Origin of the sequence: Streptomyces sp. NPDC060049 (assembly GCF_042736715.1) — a bacterium.
GTDB lineage: Bacteria > Actinomycetota > Actinomycetes > Streptomycetales > Streptomycetaceae > Streptomyces.
Window position 1 is genome coordinate 75973 of sequence record NZ_JBHWVV010000014.1, and the last position, 21505, is coordinate 97477.

The following is a 21505-nucleotide window of genomic DNA, read 5'->3' on the forward strand; positions in this document are numbered from 1 at the left end:
CCGTGCTAGTTCCTCTTCTCGGCCTGCAGGCGGGCGACGTAGGCGGCGGCCTGGGAGCGTCGCTCCATGCCCAGCTTGGAGAGCAGGCTGGAGACGTAGTTCTTGATGGTCTTCTCGGCCAGGTGCAGCCGCTCGCCGATCACGCGGTTCGTCAGGCCCTCGCCGATCAGGTCGAGGATCTTGCGCTCCTGGTCGGTGAGGTGGGAGAGCCGGTCGTCGCTCTTGCCGTTCTTGCCGTCGCGCAGCCGCTCCAGCACGCGGGCGGTGGCGACGGGGTCCAGCAGCGACTTGCCGGCCGCGACGTCCCGCACGGCATTGAGCAGCTCATTGCCGCGGATCGCCTTGAGCACGTATCCCGAGGCCCCGGCCATGATCGCGTCGAAGAGCGCCTCGTCGTCGGCGAACGAGGTGAGCATCAGGCACTTGATGTCCTCGTTCTGGGAGCGCACCTCGCGGCAGACCTCCACGCCGCTGCCGTCGGGGAGCCGGACGTCGAGGACGGCCACGTCCGGGCGGGTGGCGGGGATGCGGACCAGCGCGTCGGTGGCCGTCCCGGCCTCACCGACGACCTCGATGTCGGATTCCATGGACAGCAGCTCGTGCACGCCCCGGCGCACCACCTCGTGGTCGTCCAGGAGGAAAACCTTGATCTTTGCCTGACCGTCTTGTGCGCTCATCGACTACCCGTCCGAGTGGTTGTGCGTCCCCGGATGACCACCGGCGGCGACTCAGCAGAAAAGAGCCACTCGTGTCAAGAACATGGCTCCTTTCTGCGTCCATCCTAGCGGCGAAGTGTTCTAAGAGGCGTTTTTGCGGGCGCAGCGGGCGTAATCGGAGCAAGCTGACATGTTGCCGCCGTCCGAGTGGTCGGCCGGGCGGCGCCGGGCCCGGCCGGACCCGGATAGCGGACACGTCGCGGACCGCGCACGCGTCGTACAAGGGGTCGAGGATTCAAACACTCAAACTCTTCCCTGAAGGTGAAGCCCGGGATAACGTGCCGTTGTTCCGGCCCCCTGCAAGGCTGTGACCAGTGGTTGTTCCCGCTTCAGCCGATTTACTTGGAAATCCAAGCAAAATCGCAGGTCAAACGGGGTTTCGCAGTTATGCGGCGTACTGGGTAACGTGCATTGCGCAGGGCACTCGCCGGGGCACCTGTCCGCCTGAATCCCACACCCGAAGCGCACCCACCCCGTGCGCGGGCAGGGACACAGGTGAGCCGCACTGGACCCCGGAGAACCCGGGTGCCGGACCGACGGAGGAGCAATCGTGACCGTGGAGAGCACTGCCGCGCGCAAGCCGCGACGCAGCAGCGGCGCCAAGCGGCCGGCCGGCGCGGCCAACGCCGCCAAGCCCGCCGCTGCCACCGCGAAGACGCATGACGCCGAGCCCCAGCTCGTACAGCTGCTGACCCCCGAAGGGGAAAGGGTCGACGTCGCGCACCATCCCGACGTCGCGGAGTTCGCGCCCTACGTCGCCGACATCACCACCGAAGACCTGCGCGGCCTGTACCGCGACATGGTCATGACCCGCCGTTTCGACGGCGAGGCGACCGCCCTGCAGCGCCAGGGCGAGCTGGGCCTGTGGGCCTCGCTCCTCGGGCAGGAGGCCGCACAGATCGGCTCCGGCCGGGCACTGCGCGACGACGACTACGTCTTCCCGACCTACCGCGAGCACGGTGTGGCCTGGTGCCGCGGGGTCGATCCGACGAACCTCCTCGGCATGTTCCGCGGTGTGAACCACGGTGGCTGGGACCCGACCACCAACAACTTCCACCTGTACACGATCGTCATCGGCTCCCAGACGCTGCACGCGACCGGGTACGCGATGGGCGTGGCCAAGGACGGCGCCGACTCGGCCGTCATCGCCTACTTCGGCGACGGCGCGTCCAGCCAGGGCGACGTCGCGGAGGCCTTCACCTTCTCGGCCGTCTACAACTCGCCCGTGGTGTTCTTCTGCCAGAACAACCAGTGGGCGATCTCCGAGCCGACCGAGCGCCAGATGCGCGTGCCGCTCTACCAGCGCGCGCAGGGCTTCGGCTTCCCGGGCGTCCGGGTGGACGGCAACGACGTGCTGGCCTGCCTCGCGGTGACGCGGTGGGCGCTGGAGCGTGCCCGCCGGGGCGAGGGCCCCACGCTGGTCGAGGCGTTCACGTACCGCATGGGCGCGCACACGACCTCCGACGACCCGACGAAGTACCGGCGCGACGAGGAGACGGCGGCCTGGGAGGCCAAGGACCCGATCCTGCGCCTGAAGGCCCACCTGCTGGCGAGCGGAGGCGCCGACGAGGCGTACTTCGAGGAGCTGGAGGCCGAGAGCGAGGCACTCGGCAAGCGGGTGCGCGAGGTCGTGCGCTCGATGCCCGACCCGGACACCATGGCGATCTTCGAGAACGTCTACGCGGACGGGCACGCGCTCGTCGACGAGGAGCGCGCGCAGTTCGCCGCCTACCTCGCTTCCTTCGAAGGCGGGGAGTGACCCTCATGGCCGTACAGAAGCTCACCATCGCGAAGGCGCTCAACGACTCGCTCCGCAAGGCCCTGGAGACGGACCCGAAGGTCCTGATCATGGGTGAGGACGTCGGCAAGCTCGGCGGCGTCTTCCGCATCACCGACGGACTGCAGAAGGACTTCGGCGAGGAGCGGGTCATCGACACCCCGCTCGCCGAGTCGGGCATCGTCGGCACCGCGATCGGCCTGGCCCTGCGCGGCTACCGCCCGGTCGTGGAGATCCAGTTCGACGGCTTCGTCTTCCCGGCGTACGACCAGATCGTCACGCAGCTCGCCAAGATGCACGCGCGCTCGCTCGGCACGATCAAGATGCCGGTCGTCATCCGCATCCCCTACGCGGGCGGCATCGGCGCGGTCGAGCACCACTCGGAGTCCCCGGAGACGCTGTTCGCGCACGTCCCCGGCCTGAAGGTGGTGTCCCCCTCGAACGCGAGCGACGCCTACTGGATGCTCCAGCAGGCGATCCTCAGCGACGACCCGGTGATCTTCTTCGAGCCGAAGCGCCGCTACTGGGACAAGGGCGAGGTCGACGTCGAGGCCATTCCGGACGGGCTGCACGGCTCGCGGGTGGCACGGTCGGGCACCGACATCACCCTGGCGGCCTACGGCCCGATGGTGAAGGTCTGCCTGGAGGCCGCCGCGGCCGCCGCCGAGGAGGGCAAGTCGGTGGAGGTCGTGGACCTGCGCTCGATGTCCCCGATCGACTTCGACGGTCTGCAGGCGTCCGTGGAGCGCACCCGCCGGCTCGTGGTCGTCCACGAGGCGCCGGTGTTCCTCGGGGTGGGTTCGGAGATCGCCGCGCGCATCACGGAGCGGTGCTTCTACCACCTGGAGGCGCCCGTTCTGCGGGTGGGCGGCTACCACGCCCCGTATCCGCCGGCCCGCCTGGAGGACGAGTACCTGCCGGGCCTGGACAGGGTGCTCGACGCAGTCGACCGCTCGCTGGCGTACTGAGGAGAGCCCTGTGACGATCCGCGAATTCAAGATGCCCGATGTGGGCGAGGGCCTCACCGAGGCCGAGATCCTCAAGTGGTACGTCCAGCCCGGTGACACCGTCACCGACGGCCAGGTCGTCTGCGAGGTCGAAACCGCCAAGGCGGCGGTGGAGCTCCCCATCCCCTTCGACGGCGTCGTGCACGCGCTCCTCTTCGAGGAGGGCGTGACGGTCGATGTCGGCCAGGTCATCATCTCGGTGCGCACGGGCCCGGCGGACGAGGCTCCGGCCGAAGCCGTGGCCGAGGCCGCCCCCGCGGCCCCGGTGGTCGCCGAGGCGGCGCCGGAGGCCCCCGCGGCCCGCCAGCCCGTGCTGGTCGGCTACGGAGTCTCCACGGCCTCCACGAAGCGCCGCCCGCGCAAGGCCGCGCCGCAGGCCGCGGTCGCCGCGCAGAACGGCACGGGCGTCACCGCCCAGGCCGCGCCGGCAGCCCAGGCCGCGCCGGCCGTCGTGGTCCCGGCCCAGAACGGCACGGCTTCCGGCGCCGCAGGAGCCAAGGCGCTGGCCAAGCCGCCGGTGCGCAAGCTCGCCAAGGACCTCGGCATCGACTTGGCCGCCGTGGTCCCGACCGGCGAGGGCGGGATCGTGACCCGCGAGGACGTGCACGCGGCCGCCGCGGCCGCGATCACCCCGCAGGCGGCGGCTCCGGCGACGGCTGCGGCCGCCCCGGCCGCGGCTGCGGCCGCTCCGGCCCCGGTCCAGGCCACGGCCGAGGCATCCGCACGGGAGACCCGCATCCCGGTCAAGGGCGTCCGCAAGGTCACCGCCCAGGCCATGGTCGGCTCCGCCTTCACCGCGCCGCACGTCACCGAGTTCATCACCTTCGACGTGACCCGCACGATGAAGCTGGTCCAGGAGCTCAAGGCGGACCCGGACCTCGCCGGTCTGCGGATCAACCCGCTGCTCCTGATCGCCAAGGCCGTCCTCGTGGCCATCCGCCGCAACCCGGACGTCAACGCGTCCTGGGACGAGGCGGCCCAGGAGATCGTGCTCAAGCACTACGTCAACCTGGGCATCGCGGCGGCCACCCCCCGGGGCCTGATCGTCCCGAACATCAAGGACGCGCACGCCAAGACGCTCCCCGAGCTGTCCGAGGCCCTGTCCGGGCTGGTCGCCACCGCCCGCGAGGGCAAGACCTCCCCGGCCGACATGCAGAACGGCACCATCACCATCACCAACGTCGGCGTCTTCGGCGTCGACACCGGCACGCCCATCCTGAACCCCGGCGAGTCCGCGATCCTCGCGGTCGGCGCGATCAAGCTCCAGCCGTGGGTCCACAAGGGCAAGGTCAAGGCCCGCCAGGTCACCACCCTGGCGCTGTCCTTCGACCACCGCCTCATCGACGGCGAACTCGGTTCCCGCTTCCTCGCGGACATCGCCGCCGTCCTGGAGCACCCCCGCCGTCTGATCACCTGGTCCTGACGGCCCGGACCGGCCTCCGGGCACCACCCGGAGGCCGGTCCGCCCTCGACCGGCCCGTCTGGCCGGTCCGCCCTCGACCGGCCCGCCTGCAACCGGCGTTGACGTGCACAAACACCGTTGAGAACCGCCTCCGGCGGTGTGATCATCAGCAAATGCTGATCCGCTCTGCCGCCGCAGACCCCACCGATCTGGACCGCGCCCTCGCCTACCCGGCCGACGGCCCGCTCCCCGCCCTCACCCCGGAGAAGATCCGCGAGGAGCTCGCCGTCCACCAGATGCGTCCCGAGTGGACCTGGTTCGCCGAGGACGAGGACGGCGGGATCCTGGCCCGCGCCCTGTGGTGGGGCCGCGCCGACAGCGAGCGGCCGGTCGCGCTCGACTGCCTCCAGGTACGGGAATCCGTGACCGATCCGGCGGCCGTCGCCGCCGAGCTGCTCGCCGCCGGGCACGCCGCCTTCGGCAAGCTCCCCGACTACAACATCTCCCTGCCCAGAGACTGGCGCACCGGCCCCGACGGCCTGGCCGACGCGGTCGCCTGGCGTCAGGAGGCCGCCTCCCGGGCCGGCCTGACCCGCGAGATCGAACGGCTGCGCTTCGAGTGGACCCCGGGCGCCGGGACCGCCGAACCCACCGGCCGGCTGGTCTTCCGGGAGGGCACCGACGAGGAGTTCCTCGACGCCTTCACCCGCCTCTCGAGCGGCAGCCTGGACCTGCACACGCAGAACGAGCTGCGCACGATCGACGCCGGGGAACTGGCGCGCGACGACATGGAGTTCTACCTCGACTGCCCGGGCGAGCGCTCCTGGTGGCGGCTGGCCCACCTCCCCGACGGCACCCTCGCCGGCATGGCGATCCCCTCCGCGACCCCGTACCACCGCAACGTCGGCTACCTCGGCGTCGTCCCCGAACAGCGCGGCCGGGGCCTGATCGACGAGATCCTCGCCGAGATCACCCGCTTCCACGCCTCCGAGGGAGCCCGGCGCATCACCGCGACCACGGACACGGTGAACGCACCCATGGCCGCCGCCTTCACCCGGGCCGGCTACGAGATCACGGAGATCCGCCTGGTCCTCGAACCCTCCTAGGGCGCGTAGACCTGCCCCGGCCGGGAAGCGGTACCCTCCCCGCCGGGAGAGGGGTGGGGCAAGGTGTCCATCGCCGAATTGCAGGTGTACGCCGTCGAGGCGGCCGATGCCACGGGTGGCGTCTGCGTGGTGCGGTGCGTCGGCGGAGTGGCCCGGCCGGGGCAGGTCTACGCCGTCGGGGAGTCCCGGCTCGGGCTGCGGCGGATCGAGCGGTACGGGCGCACGGTCGAGTTCTTCGACGCGGGTCACACGGCCACGGTCCACCTCGCGGGCGCGGTGGTCGCGCTCCTCGCCCGGGGGCAGGTGCTGACGTACGTGCCGCCGGACGGACACGCGCTCCCGGAACTGGAGGCGTGGCTGGCCACCGGGCCCTCGCTGTTGGAGGAGCCGCATCCGGGTCCGCTGCGGGCCGTGGCGACCACCAGGATGCAGGACGAGTCCCTGCCCGACGCGGTGCGGCTGCGGTGGGGCCGGATCGCGCTGGCCGCGATCGGCCGGGCCGGCCGCCAGGAGGAACAGCCGTACGTACGGAGCTACTTGCTCCAGTGCTTCGGCCCCGGACCCGACGGTGACCCCGACCGCGACCCCGCCGCGCTCTGCCGGGACGTGCTGGCCCGGTTCGAGCTGACGCCGGCGCAGGCGGCCGCCCAGGCGCGCGTCTGGCGGGACCTGCCGCGCCCCGCGATCCTGCGCCTGCGCCGCATCAAGAACCTGATCCCGTGCATGGCCCCGGCCCGCCAGCACCTCGCCGCCACCGACCCCCTGGCTGCCGCGGCCGACGCCTGGACGGCCCTGCGCCCGCAGCTGCCCTGAAACCCGTCTCCCGTCCCGCGTCCATGCCTTGAGGGGGAACGCGCAGCGGCCTACGGGCTTCCGTGCCTCCGGGCCCGGCTACGGCACGTCCGCCTGGGCGCGCCACGGGATGTTGCGCCAGGGGCCCGCCGGGTCGGTGGTCAGGGTGAGGTGGGTGGCCAGCGCGCCCGTGTACCACTCCCCGAACTCCTCCTCGTCGAAGTGCAGGCACCGGCCCAGCGCGTACCCGGCCGAGAACTCCTCCCACGAGCGGTACGTCTCGCGCGCGGCCTCCCCGGCGCGCAGTACGCCGCGCTCGGCGTCGGCGAGGGTGCCGTAGCGGGTACCCAGGCCCCAACGGGCCATCTGCGAGGCCCGGCCGTAGTCCCAGCCTTCGACGGAGCGGACCCAGCCCCCTTCGTCGAGCAGCCCGTCGGCGCGGAAGCGCTGCTCGTAGCGGGCGATCCGGCCGATCAGCCGCTGCACGCCCGCGATCTCGCCCTCGACCTCGGCGGTGGGCCGCGGCTCGGCGACGGTGACCCCCTCGGGGGTGAGCTGCGGTTCCGCGGCCCGCTCGGCACTGTGGCGCAGGGTCGAGGCGGCCGCGTGCCGCCAGTGCTCGACGTCGACGGGGCCGGCGAAGTCGGAGGCGAGGACGCGGCGGACCCGCAGCGCGAACTCCCAGACGGGGCTGACGATCTCGGCGGCGAGCATGCGGCGCAGGACGTCGTGCCAGCCCTCGGGGGTGGTGATGCCCCAGGCCTTGCGCAAGCGTTCGCGTTCGCGGACGTAGCCGTTGCCGTGGTAGGCCAGCGCGTTCCAGAACTCCCCGTTGGACACGGCGAGATGGGCCCCGACGGCCAGCCCGTGCGCGACGGGCCCGTGCAGCGGGCCGCCGGTGCGCAGGGTGTGCACGGCGCCGGGCGCCAGCCCCCAGGCCGGGGCGACGGCGTCCCAGTGCGCGCGCCAGCGGGCCCGGTCGGCGGGAGCGGTGGTCAGGTACGCCTCGGCGGGGGAGCCCGGGTTCACGGCGAGGTGGGGCGGGTCCGCGGCGTCCCAGGCGTTGGCGAACCACGCGAGGGACTGGCGGACGTACACGGTGTGCGGGTCGGGCGCGGGCAGCATGCCGCGGGTGTAGACGGCGAGGCTGCGGCCGTCGGGCGCGGGGTGGAAGCGGGCCTGCGTGGGCTCGGCGTCGACGTGCGCGCGGAACTGGGGCATGAACAGCTCGCTGCGCGCGAGGGCGTCGAGGTAACCCGGCCAGTCGCCGCGCGTCTTGGCCCCGTAGAGCTCCCGCTCGATGGAGCTCGGCGCCATCCACCCATCCATGCGGGTCAGCCTAACGGGGCGCCGCCGCGCCCTTCCCGGGGGGAACGCGCGGGACGACGGGAGCGATCCGGGGGGCGCCGGCCCGGCGGCGGCGACCGCGCACGACGGCGCGCGACGGCGCCCGCCCGTGCGCGAACGGCGTGCGACCGCCGTGCCGCCGCGCGACCGCCCGGACCCCCTTGACGTGCCGTGCGGCGCGGTGGACGCTCCCCGGGCCCGGATCCGTACGGTTGCAATGGGGGGGCCGGAATGCCGGAGCAGTCGGAGCAGTCGGAGGTATCCGTACAGACGGCGGGGGAGCTGCGGGCGCAGCTCGCGGCCCACGGGGCGCGGTGGTCCGTGAGCGAACACCTCGCCGATGACGATCCCGTCCCCAGGCCCTCTCTCGGCCTGGCGCCGGGGGCCGTCCTCACGCCCGCCGCGTCCGTGTCACCCGTGGACCTGCGGGAGCTCGTCGGGCGGCCGAGCGGCAATCCGGACCTCACCCGGCGCAGGGCGGCGCACGGCCTGCTGCCGGAGTCCGGGGGGACCGCGCAGGCGGCCCGGCCGGCGTCCGTGGACTGGCGCGTCCGCTGGGGCCGGCCGTGGATCACCAAGGTGAAGGACCAGAACCCGTGCAGCTCGTGCTGGGCGTTCGCGGCGGCCGGCCTGGTCGAGTCGATGGCCCGCATCGAGCACCACGTATGGGCCGAGCGGTCCGAGGGGGACGTGCACGACGGACTGAAGGCCCCCTGCGGGCAGACGGGAAGCCCCGAGGCGGCGCTCGACTGGATCCAGGCCAACGGCGGCCTCGCCGACCCGGACTGCTGGCCGTACTCGCCGCCCCCGCCGGGCACGCCCGCCGACCGCCGCGACGCCTGGCGGGCCGAGTACACCCCGAGCTGGGACCGCTCCGGGCGCACCGTCAGGATCAGCGACTACGTCCGGCTCGGCGACGTGGAGCAGCAGAAGGTCTGGCTCGACACGGTAGGACCGCTGACGGCCTGCTTCGACGTCTACGACGACTTCTTCGGCCTGGGCTCCGGGGTCTACCACCGCACGAGCGACCGCTTCGCGGGCGGCCACTGCGTCCTGATCACCGGCTACGACGACGCGGCCGGCTGCTGGCACTTCAAGAACTCCTGGGGTCCCGGCTACCACGTCGGCGGCCACGGCCGGATCGCGTACGGCGAGGCGGAGATCGACCACTGGGCCAAGTGCGGGCTGCGAGGCACCAACATCGACCCGTGGAGCAAGCGCCGCCTGCACGCCGGGAACGTCTACGAGAGCGGCAACGGGCGCGCCCACCGCAACTTCGAGATGGCGGCGCGGGGCGGCGGCGGCTCGCTCCAGCACTGGTGGCGCGGGGGCGACGACCCCTTCCCGTGGGCGCGCGGCCGGGCCTTCGCGTCGGACGCCTCCGGGCAGCCGGCCTTCACGGGGACCACCTACAACCGGAACATGGAGACCCTGCACGTCACCACCGGCGGCAGGCTGCGCCACTGGTACTACGAGCAGTCCGGCGGCGCCTGGCGCGACGGCGGTGCCTTCGGCCCCGGCGACGCGGCGATCGGCTCGACCCCGGCCTTCATCCAGAGCGACTACGGCGCGCCGGGCAACTTCGAGGTGGTCGTCAGCACCGCCGACGGCCGCCTGAACCACTGGTGGCGGATCAACGGCGCCCCCTGGACCTGGAACGACGGCGGCCGCTTCGCCTCCGGCATCGCCCACTACGGCCCGGCCCTGATCCAGACCCGCTCCCGCCGCCTCGACCTGGTGGCGGCCCGCACCGACGGCCGGATGCAGCTGTGGTGGCGCGACGACCCGAACGGCTTCGTGTGGCGCCCCGGCGAGGTCTTCGGCAGCGGTGTCACCTCGGCCCCCTGCATGATCGAGGCGCAGTACGGGGCGGCCGACGAGGACACCGCGGGGAACTACGAGCTGTGCGTGACGGGCGGGGGCGGCCGGATCGAGCACTGGTGGCGCGGCAACGCGGGCGGCACGCCCTGGCGGCGCTCCGCGGTCTTCGGCCACGACGTGCTGGCCGTCACCGGGATGCTCCAGGGCAGTTTCGGGTTCAACCTGGAGGTGATCGCCCTGCGCACCGACCGCCTGCTCCAGCACTACTGGCGCGACGGCGCGGGCTGGCACGAAGGGGCCGTGATCGGCCCCGCGTGAGGGACCCCGGACCGGTGGGCCGGGCCAAGAGGAGTGCGCGTGGAGGTACGCGAGGTGGCGCTCGCCCCGGGTGAGCGGTACGAGCTGCGGCTGACCGGGCGCGGTGCGCGCGGCTACGTGTGGACCTGGCAGGTGACCGGGGACGCGGGCGTCGTCGCGGTGTCCGAGGGCCCGCCCCCCGCCGCCTCCGCGGAGCCGGCGCTGCCCGGGGCGAGCGTCGAGCGCGTGTACGTCGTACGGGCCCTGGCGGGCGGCCGGGCGCGGATCCGGTTCGCGCAGGTCCGGCCGCCGTACCCGCAGGAGGCGCCGTACGACGAGTTCGTCCTGGACGTGGCCGTGGCGGCGCCGGGGGAGTGAGCGCAGGTGGGTCCCCCGCCGGTGGGGCGGGGGAGTGAGCGCAGGTGGGTCCCCCGCCGGTGGGGTCCGCATCCTGGACGGGCGGCAGCTTGCACCCCTGTTGTATCTAAGCTGTGCGCATGCCATCAGCCGCCTCCGCACCGACCGCCGCCGAACGCGTCTACCAGCACGTCAAGCAGGGCGTACTGGAGCGCCGCTACGAGGGCGGGACCCTCCTGACGGAAGGCGAGCTCGCCGTCGCCGTCGGCGTGTCCCGCACGCCGGTCCGCGAGGCGCTGCTGCGGCTGGAGACCGAGGGGCTGCTGAAGCTGTACCCGAAGAAGGGCGCCCTCGTCCTCCCCGTCTCCGCCCAGGAGATCGCCGACGTGATCGAAACCAGGCTGCTCGTCGAGGAGTTCAGCGTCCGCAGGGCCGTGCCCGCCCCGCCCGGCCTGCTGGAGCGGCTCGCGGAGCTCATCGGGGAACAGCGCCGCCTCGGCGCCGCCGGCGAGCTCGCCGCGATGATGGCCGCGGACAGGGCCTTCCACGCGGAGATCGTGCGCAGCGCCGGCAACCAGATCCTGAGCCGCCTCTACGACCAGCTGCGCGACCGCCAGCTGCGCATGGGCGTCGCCGTCCTGCACGCGCACCCCGACCGGGTGGAGCGGACGCTGACCGAGCACACGGAGATCCTCGACGCGCTGCGCGCCGGCGACGCCGAGACGGCCGCGGCGGCCGTACGGGCGCACGTGGGCCGGATCGCGGAACTGGTGCGGGGGTCCGCCCGATGAGCGCGGAGGCCGGCGGCCCGACGGCTCCGGCCGCTCCCGCTCCCCACGCCGCTCCCGCCGTGCCGGTCGTTCCCGTCCTGCCCGTCTTCAAGGATCCGCCGGGCGGCCGCAAGGCGGTCCTGGTGTGGTCGATCGGCGTCGCCGTCTACTTCGTCGCGGTCATCTTCCGCACCAGCCTCGGCGTCGCCGGCCTGGAGGCCGCCGACCGCTTCCACGTGAACGCCTCCGCCCTGTCCACCTTCTCCCTCCTGCAACTGCTGGTCTACGCGGGCATGCAGATACCCGTCGGCCTGATGGTGGACCGGCTCGGCACCAAGAAGGTCCTCACCCTCGGCGCGGTGCTCTTCACCGCCGGCCAGATCGGCTTCGCGCTCTCCCCCACCTACGGGATGGCCCTGGCGGCCCGCGCCCTGCTCGGCTGTGGCGACGCCCTGACCTTCATCTCCGTGCTGCGGCTCGGGACGCGCTGGTTCCCGGCCCGCCGGGGCCCGCTGATGGCGCAGCTGGCCGGCCTGATCGGGATGGCGGGCAACCTGGTCTCCACCCTGGTGCTGGCGCCCGTCCTGCACGGGGTCGGCTGGGTCCCGGCGTTCGCGGGCAGCGCGGTGGCGGGGCTGGTCGTCCTGGTCCCCCTCGTCCTGTTCCTGCGCGACCACCCCGAGGGCCACGAGCCCGCGCGGGCGGCCACCGGGGCAGGGGGTTTCGTACGGCGCCAGATCGCCGACTCCTGGCGGGAGCCCGGCACGAAGCTCGGCCTGTGGGTGCACTTCACCACGCAGTTCCCGGCGATGGTGTTCCTGCTGCTGTGGGGCATGCCGTTCCTCGTCGAGGCGCAGGGGCTCCCGCGCACCACCGCGGGCGGGCTGCTGACGCTGGTCGTCGCCTCGAACATGGCGCTCGGCCTCGTCTACGGCCAGGTCGTGGGCCGGCGGCAGTCCTCGCGGATCCCCCTCGCGCTCGGCACCGTCGCCGTCACCGCGCTGCTGTGGGGCTCGGTCCTGGCCTATCCGGGGGACCACGCGCCGATGTGGCTGCTGGTCTGTCTGTGCCTGGTGCTCGGCACCTGCGGCCCGGCCTCGATGATCGGCTTCGACTTCGCCCGTCCGGCCAACCCGGCGGAACGCCAGGGCACGGCCTCCGGAATCACCAACATGGGCGGCTTCGTCGCGTCCATGACGACCCTGCTGGTGGTGGGCCTGCTGCTCGACGCCACGGGCGACAACTACCGCGTCGCGTTCTCGTCGGTCTTCGTCCTGGAACTGGTCGGCATCGCCCAGATCCTGCGCCTGCGCGGCCGGGCCCTGGCCCGCGAACGCGAGCGGTCGGCGCCCGCTCCGGCGGTCCCGGCGCCGCTGCCGGTGCCGGTGCCCGCACAGGCCGCGGCCCCGCCGGCCCGCTGAACGCGGGCGGGCGGGCCGGGGCCGCCGGGCCCCGGCCGGCGTACGGGCGGCCGGTGGCCGTGCACCGGCCGCCGGCGGCTCCTACGGCGTCACGGAGAAGTGGGTCAGGATGGCGTCCGCCAACGCCTGGTCGCCCTCCACCTTCACCCGGTCGGCGACGGCGTGCGGCCGCACCCGGCCGGCCGCGAGGCGTACGTACGTCTCCCAGTCCAGCGTCAGCGTCACCGCCGGCCCCAGCGACGGGGCCTTGTCGATCGTGCCCCGCCCCTCCGTGTCGACCCGTACGGTCCGCATGAACTCCAGCGTCCCGTGCACGTCGATGACGACGGCGGAGTTCGCGGGCGCGCCCGCCTTCTTCGCGACGACCTTCGGCAGCCCGGCCAGCAGGACGTCCCGCGCCACGTGGGCGCCCGGCGAGTCCCAGTTGCCCGGCGCCCCGAGCGCCGCCCGCAGGTCCTGCTCGTGGACCCACACGTCGAAGGCGCGCAGCCGCAACGAGTGCTCCAGCGTGGCGGGCTCGCCCAGCGGTCCGCGGATCAGGGTGTCCGGATCCCGCTTCTCGTTGCGCAGCTGGCGCGAGCGGCGGATGATCGTGTACTCCAGCTCCGAGGTCATCTCCGGCGCGGTGTGGTGGCGCCGTACGTCGACCTGCACCTCCATGTACCGGGAGAACTCGTCGACCACGTGCCGCAGGTCCCTGGGCAGGGTGTGGATCGGCCGCGGGTCGCCGAGCTGCTCGCATTCGATGCCGATGATGTGTGACACGACATCACGCACGGACCAGTTGGGGCAGGGCGTCGCCCTGTTCCACTCGCCCTCCGTCAGCGGAAGGACCAGCTCGGATATCGCCTCGATGGAGTGGGTCCACGCGTCGGCATAGGGCTGAAGGCTGGGATGCGGATGGACGGTCAACGGGACCCCTCGCGTGCTGTTCATTGGCGCGTTGGCGCGTTCTGGAAGCTTGTGCAATGGCTTCAAAACTACGCTGCCGAAGAGCACCCCGGCAGTGCTTTCGTGTGACGATCGTAGGCCCGAGTTGACGGCTTGAATGCCAGGACGGTGGTACTGTGCGCGCTTCCCTGATCCAAATCGCAGTGAACGAGGGGGAGTCGGTGGGTTCCCGCCGCTCCCGCGCCGCCGGCCTCGTACGCGAACAGTCCGCCTCCGATCTCGTCGTCCTCCCCGAGCTGTGGACCGTCGGGGCCTTCGCCTACGAGCAGTTCGAGACGGAGGCGGAGCCGCTGGACGGCCCGACCTACGAGGCCATGTCCAAGGCCGCCCGCGACGCGCAGGTCTGGCTGCACGCCGGATCCTTCGTGGAGCGAGCGGGTGACGGCTCGCTCTACAACACCGCGCTCGTCCTCTCCCCGACGGGCGAGCTCGCGGCCACCTACCGCAAGATCCACCGCTTCGGCTTCGATCAGGGCGAGGCCGTCCTGATGTCCGCGGGCGACTCCCTGACCACCGTCGCCCTGCCGGAGCAGACGCTCGGCCTCGCCACCTGCTACGACCTGCGCTTCCCGGAACTGTTCCGCGGCCTGGTCGACGCCGGGGCGACGACGATGGTGGTGGCCGCGGGCTGGCCGGCCCGCCGCCGCTCCCACTGGACGCTCCTGAACCGCGCGCGGGCCGTGGAGGACCAGTCGTACGTCCTCGCGTGCGGGCTGTCCGGCACGCACGCGGGCGTCGAGCAGGCCGGACACAGCCTGGTCGTCGACCCGTGGGGCGAGGTCCTGGCGGAGGCGGGCCCGGGGGAGGACGTGCTGACGGTGGAACTGGACCCGGCGAAGGTCGCCGGGACGCGCGAGCAGTTCCCGGCCCTGAAGGACCGCCGCCTGGGCCGCTGACCCGGCGGGGGCGACGCGCGCGAAGGCGCCGCGGGGCGAAGGACGAAGGGGCCTCAGTCGTCCCCGCCCCCCTCCCGCTCCTTCTCCGCCATCCGGATCACGCACACGGCGACCGCGACCAGCAGCGAGGCGTCCGCATCCTCGCGGACCACGTCGACGGCGTACGTCTCGCGGACCCGGTACCACTGGCGCGAGATCAGGCCGAGGAGCTCCCCGTCGTACTCGACCTTGAACTCCCGGTCCAGGATCCGGCCGCTGACGTCGAGCTCGGTGCCCTCGTTCAGCGTGACGAGGTAGTGGTTGCGCAGCAGGGAGAACCGCTTCTTGCGGATGACCGCGAGCCGCCGGTCGTCGCGCTCCAGCGTCATCGCGTCGCGCAGGGCGAACAGTCTCTCCCGCAGCGTGATCAGGATCCGGCCGTCGGGGTCCTTGAGCTCCAGGGTGTCCCGGAAGCGCAGGGCCTTGCCGTCGACGAGGAAGGCGTGCCGCCCGTCCTCGTCCTCGATCCAGTAGTCGTCCCCGACGGCCAGCAGTTTGTCCCGAACCAGGTATTTCATGCCGTCATCGCTGCCCGCGATAGGTTGCGGGCATGCCTCTGCTCTACGTCACAGACCTGGCCTATCCGGCGCGTGGCCGCCGCTACTGCGACGAGGACATATTCCTCACCTCGCGCCTGCGCGAGCACTTCGACCTCGCCCTGTGCCACCCGCTGGACGCGGAACGCCTGATGCCGGCCTTCGACACGGTCGTCGTCCGCAACAGCGGCCCGGTCCTGCACTACCAGGAGGCGTACGACGCCTTCCGCGCGGCGGCCCTCGCCTCGGGCACCCGCGTCTACAACCCGCTCACGGGCCGCGGCGACATGGCGGGCAAGCAGTACCTGCTCGACCTGACGGCGGCCGGACACCCGGTCATCCCCACCATCGACGACCCGAAGGACCTGGCCCTCCTGCCGTCCTCGCCCTCCTACGCGGTGAAGCCCAAGCAGGGCGCGGACTCGATAGGCCTCGCCTTCGCCCCGCGGCCGGACTGCGCGCCGGGGGAGTTCCTGATCCAGCCGCGCGTGGACTTCGCGTACGAGGTGTCCTTCTACTTCGTCGACGACGCCTTCCAGTACGCCCTCTACGCCCCGGACCCGGGCCGCCGCTGGGAACTCGTCCCCTACGAACCCACTCCTGGGGACCTGGCCTTCGCCCGGGGCTTCGTCGCCTGGAACACCCTCGACCACGGCATCCAGCGCGTGGACGCCTGCCGGGCTCCCTCGGGCGAGCTCCTGCTGGTCGAACTGGAGGATCTGAACCCGTACCTCTCCCTGGACCTCCTCCCGCCCGAGACCCGCGAAGCCTTCGTGACCGCGCTGATCCGCTCCCTGCACTCCTTCGGGGCGGCCGCCTAGGCCCTACCGGTGCTGTGACCGGAGCGCGCCCGCGGTCTCCGCGACGGCGTCCGGGAGCCAGTCCGCGAGCCGGCCGAACGCGAAGCCGAGGGCGCGGGCCCGGTCGTTGTCCATCGCGTACGCGCGGTCGAAGGAGAACGGCGAGGCGGGCTCCCCGGGGCCGACGACCCGGTAGCGGGGCCCCTGCCCGGCCGCGCCGTCATCCCCGAGCGGCCCGCGTCGCCCGCGTCGCCCGCGTCGCCCGAGCTCCTCCGCGACGGCCCCGCACAGGCCGAGGACGTCGAGCTGCCCGTCCGAGGCCGCGTTCACCGGCCCCGTGAAGTCCCGCTCCCCGGCCCAGTGGAGGAACCGGGCGATCTCGTGGTGGTGGACGAAGGAGGTCGGGTACGGCGCTTCGTGCACGCGCACCGCGGTCCCGGCGCCGATCCGCTCCACGTAGTGCGCGAGGCGGCCGGTGAACTCAGCCCGCCCGCCGCCGAGCACGTGCGCAGCACGCGCGGAATCACCCTCACCGAGCCGGGGCGGCTGCTGGTGGAGGCGGCGGAGACGATATCCGCCGAGCTCGACCACGTCCGCCACGAGATCGACCGGATCACCGCCGAGCGGCCCCGTCTGACGGTCGCCACCTTCGTGAGCGGGGGCCGGAGGCTGCTGCCGCGCGCACTCGCACGGTTCGTCGCCGCGCATCCGGAGGTGGAGCTGACGGTCCTGGAGGCGGAGCCGGAGGAGGCCGTGCCGATGGTGCGCGCCGGTGCTGCCGACCTCGCGCTGACCTACCACTTCGACGGGCCGCTGCCACTGCGGCCGCAGGAGGCGCTCGACTGGCTGCCGCTGCTGGACGATCCGCTGTCACTGGTCCTGCCGCCCGGCCACCGGCTCGCGGGCCGCGAGTCGGCCGCGCTCGCCGAACTCGCCTCCGACCGGTGGGTGCTGGGCTGCCTCAAGACGGAGGCGTACCTGCGCCGGTACGCGGAGCGGGCCGGTTTCGACCTCCGGGTGGCGGCGTCCACCACGGACTACTTCTTCGCGGGGTCCCTCGTCGCGGCGGGCGTCGGCGTCGCGCTGATCCCGCAGGTCTCCCTGCCGCCGGCCGGAACCGCGGACGTCACCGTCGTCCGCGTCGACCCGCCGCGCCCCGCCCGCCACATCGGCGTCCTGACCCCCCGCCGCCGCCCCCACCCGTACGCACCCGCCCTGACACGGGCCCTGACCGAGTAGAGCCCGCTGGTGTCGATGTCGAGGCCGACCGGAGCCGGGAGGTGCACCGGGGTCCCGAAGGCATGCGGCCCGTCCACTTCGGTGTACCCGAGCCGCCGGGGCCCGGCGAACAGCGTGTAGTCGTGCGCGGTGGTCATGCCGGACGCCTCCTTCGCTGCCTGCACCCAGCGTCCCGCGGGGGTCCGGCCGGCATCGTCACCCGGACGGGTGCCCGTGTGCGGAGGTGGCACCCTGGACGCATGAATTCTGCCGCGCCCGCACCCCGTCGCGCCCGAGTCCGTGCCCCCGAGCTGATCGGCAAGGGCGGCTGGCTCAATACCGGGGACACGTCCTACACCCTCGCTGACCTGCGAGGACGGATCGTCATCCTCGACTTTTGGACCTTTTGCTGTGTGAACTGCCTGCACGTCCTCGACGAGCTGCGCGAGCTGGAGGAGAAGCACCGCGACACCGTTGTGATCATCGGTGTGCACTCGCCGAAGTTCGTGCACGAGGCCGAGCACGCCGCCGTCGTCGACGCCGTCGAGCGGTACGGGGTGCACCACCCCGTGCTCGACGACCCCGAGCTCGCGACCTGGAAGCAGTACGCCGTCCGCGCTTGGCCCACGCTCGTGGTGATCGACCCCGAGGGGTACGTCGTCGCGCAGCACGCCGGCGAGGGGCACGCGCACGCCATCGCGCGGCTCGTCGAGGAGTTGGAGGCCGAGCACGAGGCCAAGGGGACCCTGCGGCGCGGTGACGGCCCGTACGTCGCTCCCGAGCCGGTGGCGGGTGCGCTGCGGTTCCCCGGGAAGGCGCTGGTGCTCCCGTCCGGGAACTTCCTCGTCTCCGATTCGACGCGCCACCAGCTGGTGGAGCTGGCCGCCGACGGGGAGGGCGTCGTACGGCGCGTCGGCAGCGGGGAGCGCGGATTCACCGCCGAGGGCTTCAGCGAGCCGCAGGGGCTGACGCTGCTGCCCGACGGCTCGGTGATCGTCGCCGACACCGTGAACCACGCGCTGCGCCGCTTCGATCCCGTCACGGGCGCCGTCGAGACCGTGGCCGGGACGGGCCGCCAGTGGTGGCAGGGTTCGCCCACCTCCGGGCCGGCCCTGGAAGTCGACCTGTCCTCGCCGTGGGACGTGGCGTGGTGGCGGGACCGGGTGTGGATCGCCATGGCGGGCGTCCACCAGCTGTGGACCTGGGATCCGCAGAGCGGCACCGTCGCCGTCGCCGCGGGGACCACCAACGAAGGGCTGCACGACGGGCCTGCCGCCGAGGCCTGGTTCGCCCAGCCGTCCGGGCTCGCGGCCGCCGGGGACCGGCTGTGGGTCGCCGACTCCGAGACCAGCTCCCTGCGGTACGTCCACCCCACCGACGACGGCTACGCGATCACCACGGCCGTCGGGACGGGGCTGTTCGACTTCGGGCACCGCGACGGGGACGCCGCCCAGGCGCTGCTCCAGCACCCGCTCGGCGTCACCGCCCTGCCCGACGGCTCGGTCGCGGTGTGCGACACCTACAACCACGCCCTGAGGCGCTACGACCCCGCGACCGGGCAGGTCACCACGCTCGCCACCGACCTGCGCGAGCCCAGCGACGCCGTTCTCGTCGGCGAGGACATCGTGGTCGTCGAGTCCGCCCGCCACCGGCTGACCCGGCTGCGCCTCCCCGAGGAGGCCGTCCGCGTCGACGCGGTCGCCCACCGCACGCAGCGGGCCGCGACGGAGGTGGCCCCCGGCACGCTCCGCCTGGACGTCGTCTTCCAGGCGCCGTCCGGCCAGAAGCTGGACACCCGCTACGGGCCCTCCACCCGCCTGCTGGTCTCCTCGACGCCGCCCGAACTGCTGGCGGCCGGGGACGGGGCGGGGACCGACCTCTTCCGGGAGCTCGCGCTGAACCCGGAGGTCACCGAGGGCGTCCTGCACGTCTCCGCGATGGCCGCCTCCTGCGACGACGACCCGGAGAACGAGTACCCCGCCTGCCACGTCCACCAGCAGGACTGGGGGGTGCCGGTGCGGGTCACCCCGCAGGGTGCCGTCCGGCTCCCCCTCGTCCTGGCGGGCCTCGACGCGTCGTAGGGAGCGGACCGTCGGGAGCGGGGAGCGTCAGCTCTCCAGGAACGCGACCATCGTGTTGGCCAGGAGGTACGGGTCGTCCGCGCCGCACAGTTCGCGGGCGCTGTGCATCGACAGGATGGCCACGCCGATGTCGACGGTCTGGATGCCGTGGCGGGCGGCGGTGATCGGGCCGATCGTCGTGCCGCACGGCATCGAGTTGTTGGAGACGAAGGTCTGCCACGGCACGCCGGCCCGCTCGCAGGCGTTCACGAAGACCGCGCGCCCGCTGCCGTCCGTCGCGTACCGCTGGTTGACGTTGACCTTGAGGATGGGGCCGCCGTTGGCGCGCGGGTGGTGCGAGGGGTCGTGGCGCTCCGCGTAGTTGGGGTGCACGGCGTGGCCGGTGTCCGAGGAGAGGCAGATGGCGCCCGCGAAGGCCCGCGCGCGGTCTTCGTAGGAGCCGCCCCGCGAGAAGACAGAACGTTCCAGCACGTTGCCCAGCAGCGGCCCGTCCGCGCCGGTGTCCGACTGGGAGCCGTTCTCCTCGTGGTCGAAGGCGGCCAGGACGGGGATGTGGTCGAGCTTGCCGGCGGCGGAGGCCGCCGCGAGCGCGACGACGCCCGCGTGCACGGACAGCAGGTTGTCCATGCGCGGGCCGGCCAGCAGCTCGCGGTCGCGGCCCAGGTAGGCCGGCGGCTCGATCGAATGGACCATCAGGTCCCAGCCGGCGACGGAGCCGCGTTCGAGCCCTTCCTCGTCCTCCAGGAAGGCGATCAGGTCGCCTTCGTGGACCTCGCCCAGGCCCCAGATCGGCTGCATGTGCCGCTGCTTGTCGAGCTTGAGCCCGTCGGTGTTCACCGACCGGTCCAGGTGCACGGCGAGTTGGGGTACGCGCATCAGCGCGCGGTCGATGTTGACGAGCCGCTCGGAGCCGTCGTGCAGGGTCAACCGCCCGGCCAGGCCCAGGTCGCGGTCGAGCCAGGTGTTGAGCAGGGTGCCGCCGTAGATCTCCACGGCGATCTGCCGCCAGCCCTGCGAGCCGGTGTCGGGCAGCGGCTTGACCCGGAGGTTGGGGGAGTCGGTGTGCGCGCCGACGATCCGGAACGGGGTGTGCGCGGCCGCGCCTTCGGGCACGTACCAGGCGATGATCGCGCCGCCCCGGAGTACGAACTTGCCCCCCGTGCTCGCGTCCCAGGCGTCCGTTTCGGCCAACTGCCTGAATCCGGCCTTCTCCAGCCGCTCGGCCGCGTTGGCCACGGCGTGGTACTGCGACGGACTCGCCGTCAGGAAGGTCATCAGGTCGTCGGTGTGGCCGCGGTCGAAGCGGGCGGCGGGAGAGCTCATGTGGTTCACCTTAACGACGGTCGTGTTCGTCATGGCCGGACTGTGGCGGATGGCCGAGGGAAGGGACCGCGAGGGCTGTGGCCCGGGCCCCGGAGCTCCTCAGCCCGGCGGGCGCTCGAAGCGTCGCTGCAGCTGTCTGCGCTCGCCCCGGCGGATGCGCGGGAGCATCTCCGGGGTCTGCGCGGAGCGCTGTGCGCGTCTTTTGCGTCCGGCGCAGAAGATACAGGCCTCGCCCGGCGGGGCGTCGGGGTCGATGGGGGCCCCGGGGTGCTCGGAGCAGCCGGAGGCGTTGCGCGGCCGAGACAGCTCGCGGGCCACGATGAAGGCGCGGTGCAGGTCGTCGGCCATCCGCACGAACTCCTCGGGGGGCGAGGACAGGCTCAGGTGGAAGCGCCGGTCCTCGACCGTACGCAGCCGCTCGCGCAGCGCCTGGAGGGTGTACGGGGGGTCGGGCACGGGGTATCCGAGCCGGCGCTGCTCCCCGGCGGCGGGCGGGGCGGCGGAGGCCGCGCGGGCGCCCTGGGCGCGCAGTCCCAGGCGCCGGCGGTCGTTGCAGATCAGGCAGCGGCCCCAGCCTTCGGGTGCCTCGGGGTCGAGGGCGCCGTTGGGGTGCTCCGGACAGCCGGTGTAGCTCTTGGCGGGCGCGAGGCCGGCGGCGGTCTGGAAGGCGGTGTACAGGGCGTCGGCGACGGACTCGTACTCGGTGGGGTGGGACCCGTCGTAGAGCTCTTTGAGGTGGTCGCCGAGGCTGCCCACGGCGGACTGCAGCTCCTTGAGGGCGTACGGCCGCCCGGTCGGGACGGAGTACCCCCTGCTGCCGCGCTGCTGCTCCTGTGGACTCATACCCA

20 protein-coding genes are annotated in these 21505 nt (G+C 73.0%); 13 read left to right on the forward strand and 7 right to left on the reverse strand.

Features of this window, described 5'->3' with window-relative positions; translation table 11 throughout:
• Positions 1-5: 5 nt before the first annotated feature.
• Positions 6-677, reverse strand: coding sequence for a response regulator (locus tag ACFWBY_RS25255; protein WP_385337611.1), 672 nt, complete (start codon positions 675-677; stop codon positions 6-8).
• A gap of 589 nt (positions 678-1266) precedes the next feature.
• Between ACFWBY_RS25255 and pdhA the strand changes: the two genes are divergently transcribed.
• The 5 genes from pdhA (at position 1267) to ACFWBY_RS25280 (ending at position 6821) form a co-directional block, all read left to right on the forward strand.
• On the forward strand, positions 1267-2475 hold the full coding sequence (pdhA, locus tag ACFWBY_RS25260; RefSeq protein ID WP_385337609.1) for a pyruvate dehydrogenase (acetyl-transferring) E1 component subunit alpha: 1209 nt from the start codon (positions 1267-1269) through the stop codon (positions 2473-2475).
• Positions 2476-2480: 5 nt separating this feature from the next.
• Positions 2481-3461: an alpha-ketoacid dehydrogenase subunit beta gene (locus tag ACFWBY_RS25265; protein ID WP_385337606.1), complete on the forward strand. Its 981-nt coding sequence runs from the start codon at positions 2481-2483 to the stop codon at positions 3459-3461.
• Positions 3462-3492: 31 nt separating this feature from the next.
• Complete coding sequence (locus ACFWBY_RS25270; RefSeq protein ID WP_385337659.1) at positions 3493-4923, forward strand: dihydrolipoamide acetyltransferase family protein; 1431 nt, start codon at positions 3493-3495, stop codon at positions 4921-4923.
• A 152-nt stretch (positions 4924-5075) separates the two neighbouring features.
• Entirely contained in the window at positions 5076-6008 is a 933-nt protein-coding gene (locus tag ACFWBY_RS25275; protein WP_385337603.1) for a GNAT family N-acetyltransferase, read from the forward strand.
• 63 nt (positions 6009-6071) lie between these two features.
• Positions 6072-6821: a hypothetical protein gene (locus ACFWBY_RS25280; protein ID WP_385337601.1), complete on the forward strand. Its 750-nt coding sequence runs from the start codon at positions 6072-6074 to the stop codon at positions 6819-6821.
• Positions 6822-6899: 78 nt separating this feature from the next.
• Here the strand turns inward: ACFWBY_RS25280 and ACFWBY_RS25285 are convergent, their stop codons facing one another.
• Entirely contained in the window at positions 6900-8129 is a 1230-nt protein-coding gene (locus ACFWBY_RS25285; protein ID WP_385409705.1) for a DUF1266 domain-containing protein, read from the reverse strand.
• Positions 8130-8378: 249 nt separating this feature from the next.
• Between ACFWBY_RS25285 and ACFWBY_RS25290 the strand changes: the two genes are divergently transcribed.
• The 4 genes from ACFWBY_RS25290 to ACFWBY_RS25305 all read left to right on the forward strand — a co-directional run bounded on the left by ACFWBY_RS25290 (position 8379) and on the right by ACFWBY_RS25305 (position 12813).
• Positions 8379-10286, forward strand: coding sequence for a C1 family peptidase (locus ACFWBY_RS25290; protein ID WP_385337596.1), 1908 nt, complete (start codon positions 8379-8381; stop codon positions 10284-10286).
• 39 nt (positions 10287-10325) lie between these two features.
• A complete protein-coding gene (locus ACFWBY_RS25295) occupies positions 10326-10643 on the forward strand; it encodes a protease inhibitor I42 family protein (protein ID WP_385337593.1) in 318 nt (105 codons plus the stop codon).
• A 119-nt stretch (positions 10644-10762) separates the two neighbouring features.
• A complete protein-coding gene (locus tag ACFWBY_RS25300; protein WP_385337590.1) occupies positions 10763-11413 on the forward strand; it encodes a GntR family transcriptional regulator in 651 nt (216 codons plus the stop codon).
• Positions 11410-12813: a nitrate/nitrite transporter gene (locus ACFWBY_RS25305; RefSeq protein ID WP_385337587.1), complete on the forward strand. Its 1404-nt coding sequence runs from the start codon at positions 11410-11412 to the stop codon at positions 12811-12813. Before ACFWBY_RS25300 ends, ACFWBY_RS25305 begins: the two co-directional genes overlap by 4 nt.
• An 81-nt stretch (positions 12814-12894) precedes the next feature.
• Here the strand turns inward: ACFWBY_RS25305 and ACFWBY_RS25310 are convergent, their stop codons facing one another.
• Positions 12895-13725: a maleylpyruvate isomerase family mycothiol-dependent enzyme gene (locus tag ACFWBY_RS25310; RefSeq protein ID WP_385337584.1), complete on the reverse strand. Its 831-nt coding sequence runs from the start codon at positions 13723-13725 to the stop codon at positions 12895-12897.
• Positions 13726-13880: 155 nt separating this feature from the next.
• Here ACFWBY_RS25310 and ACFWBY_RS25315 point away from each other — a divergent pair, with 155 nt between their 5' ends.
• Positions 13881-14660, forward strand: a complete 780-nt coding sequence (locus tag ACFWBY_RS25315; RefSeq protein WP_385337581.1) for a carbon-nitrogen family hydrolase — start codon at positions 13881-13883, stop codon at positions 14658-14660.
• Between the two features lie 53 nt (positions 14661-14713).
• Here the strand turns inward: ACFWBY_RS25315 and ACFWBY_RS25320 are convergent, their stop codons facing one another.
• Positions 14714-15217: an LURP-one-related/scramblase family protein gene (locus tag ACFWBY_RS25320; protein WP_385337578.1), complete on the reverse strand. Its 504-nt coding sequence runs from the start codon at positions 15215-15217 to the stop codon at positions 14714-14716.
• Positions 15218-15249: 32 nt separating this feature from the next.
• On the opposite strand from ACFWBY_RS25320, the gene ACFWBY_RS25325 reads away from it, so the two are divergent.
• Complete coding sequence (locus ACFWBY_RS25325; RefSeq protein WP_385337575.1) at positions 15250-16056, forward strand: hypothetical protein; 807 nt, start codon at positions 15250-15252, stop codon at positions 16054-16056.
• Positions 16057-16059: 3 nt separating this feature from the next.
• Here ACFWBY_RS25325 and ACFWBY_RS25330 read toward each other — a convergent pair whose 3' ends face one another.
• The gene (locus ACFWBY_RS25330) at positions 16060-16458 is read right to left on the reverse strand and encodes a hypothetical protein (protein WP_385337573.1); all 399 of its coding nucleotides are present in this window, start codon (positions 16456-16458) and stop codon (positions 16060-16062) included.
• Between the two features lie 36 nt (positions 16459-16494).
• Between ACFWBY_RS25330 and ACFWBY_RS25335 the strand changes: the two genes are divergently transcribed.
• Positions 16495-17274, forward strand: coding sequence for a LysR substrate-binding domain-containing protein (locus tag ACFWBY_RS25335; protein ID WP_385337570.1), 780 nt, complete (start codon positions 16495-16497; stop codon positions 17272-17274).
• Positions 17275-17513: 239 nt separating this feature from the next.
• The gene (locus tag ACFWBY_RS25340; RefSeq protein WP_385337567.1) at positions 17514-19334 is read left to right on the forward strand and encodes an NHL domain-containing thioredoxin family protein; all 1821 of its coding nucleotides are present in this window, start codon (positions 17514-17516) and stop codon (positions 19332-19334) included.
• A 27-nt stretch (positions 19335-19361) separates the two neighbouring features.
• Here the strand turns inward: ACFWBY_RS25340 and ACFWBY_RS25345 are convergent, their stop codons facing one another.
• Together ACFWBY_RS25345 and ACFWBY_RS25350 are read right to left on the reverse strand one after the other, a co-directional pair.
• On the reverse strand, positions 19362-20657 hold the full coding sequence (locus ACFWBY_RS25345; RefSeq protein WP_385337657.1) for a M18 family aminopeptidase: 1296 nt from the start codon (positions 20655-20657) through the stop codon (positions 19362-19364).
• A gap of 99 nt (positions 20658-20756) precedes the next feature.
• Positions 20757-21500 carry a hypothetical protein gene (locus tag ACFWBY_RS25350; protein ID WP_385337564.1) on the reverse strand — a complete coding sequence of 248 codons (744 nt, stop codon included), beginning with the start codon at positions 21498-21500 and terminating at the stop codon, positions 20757-20759.
• Between the last annotated feature and the right edge of the window lie 5 nt (positions 21501-21505).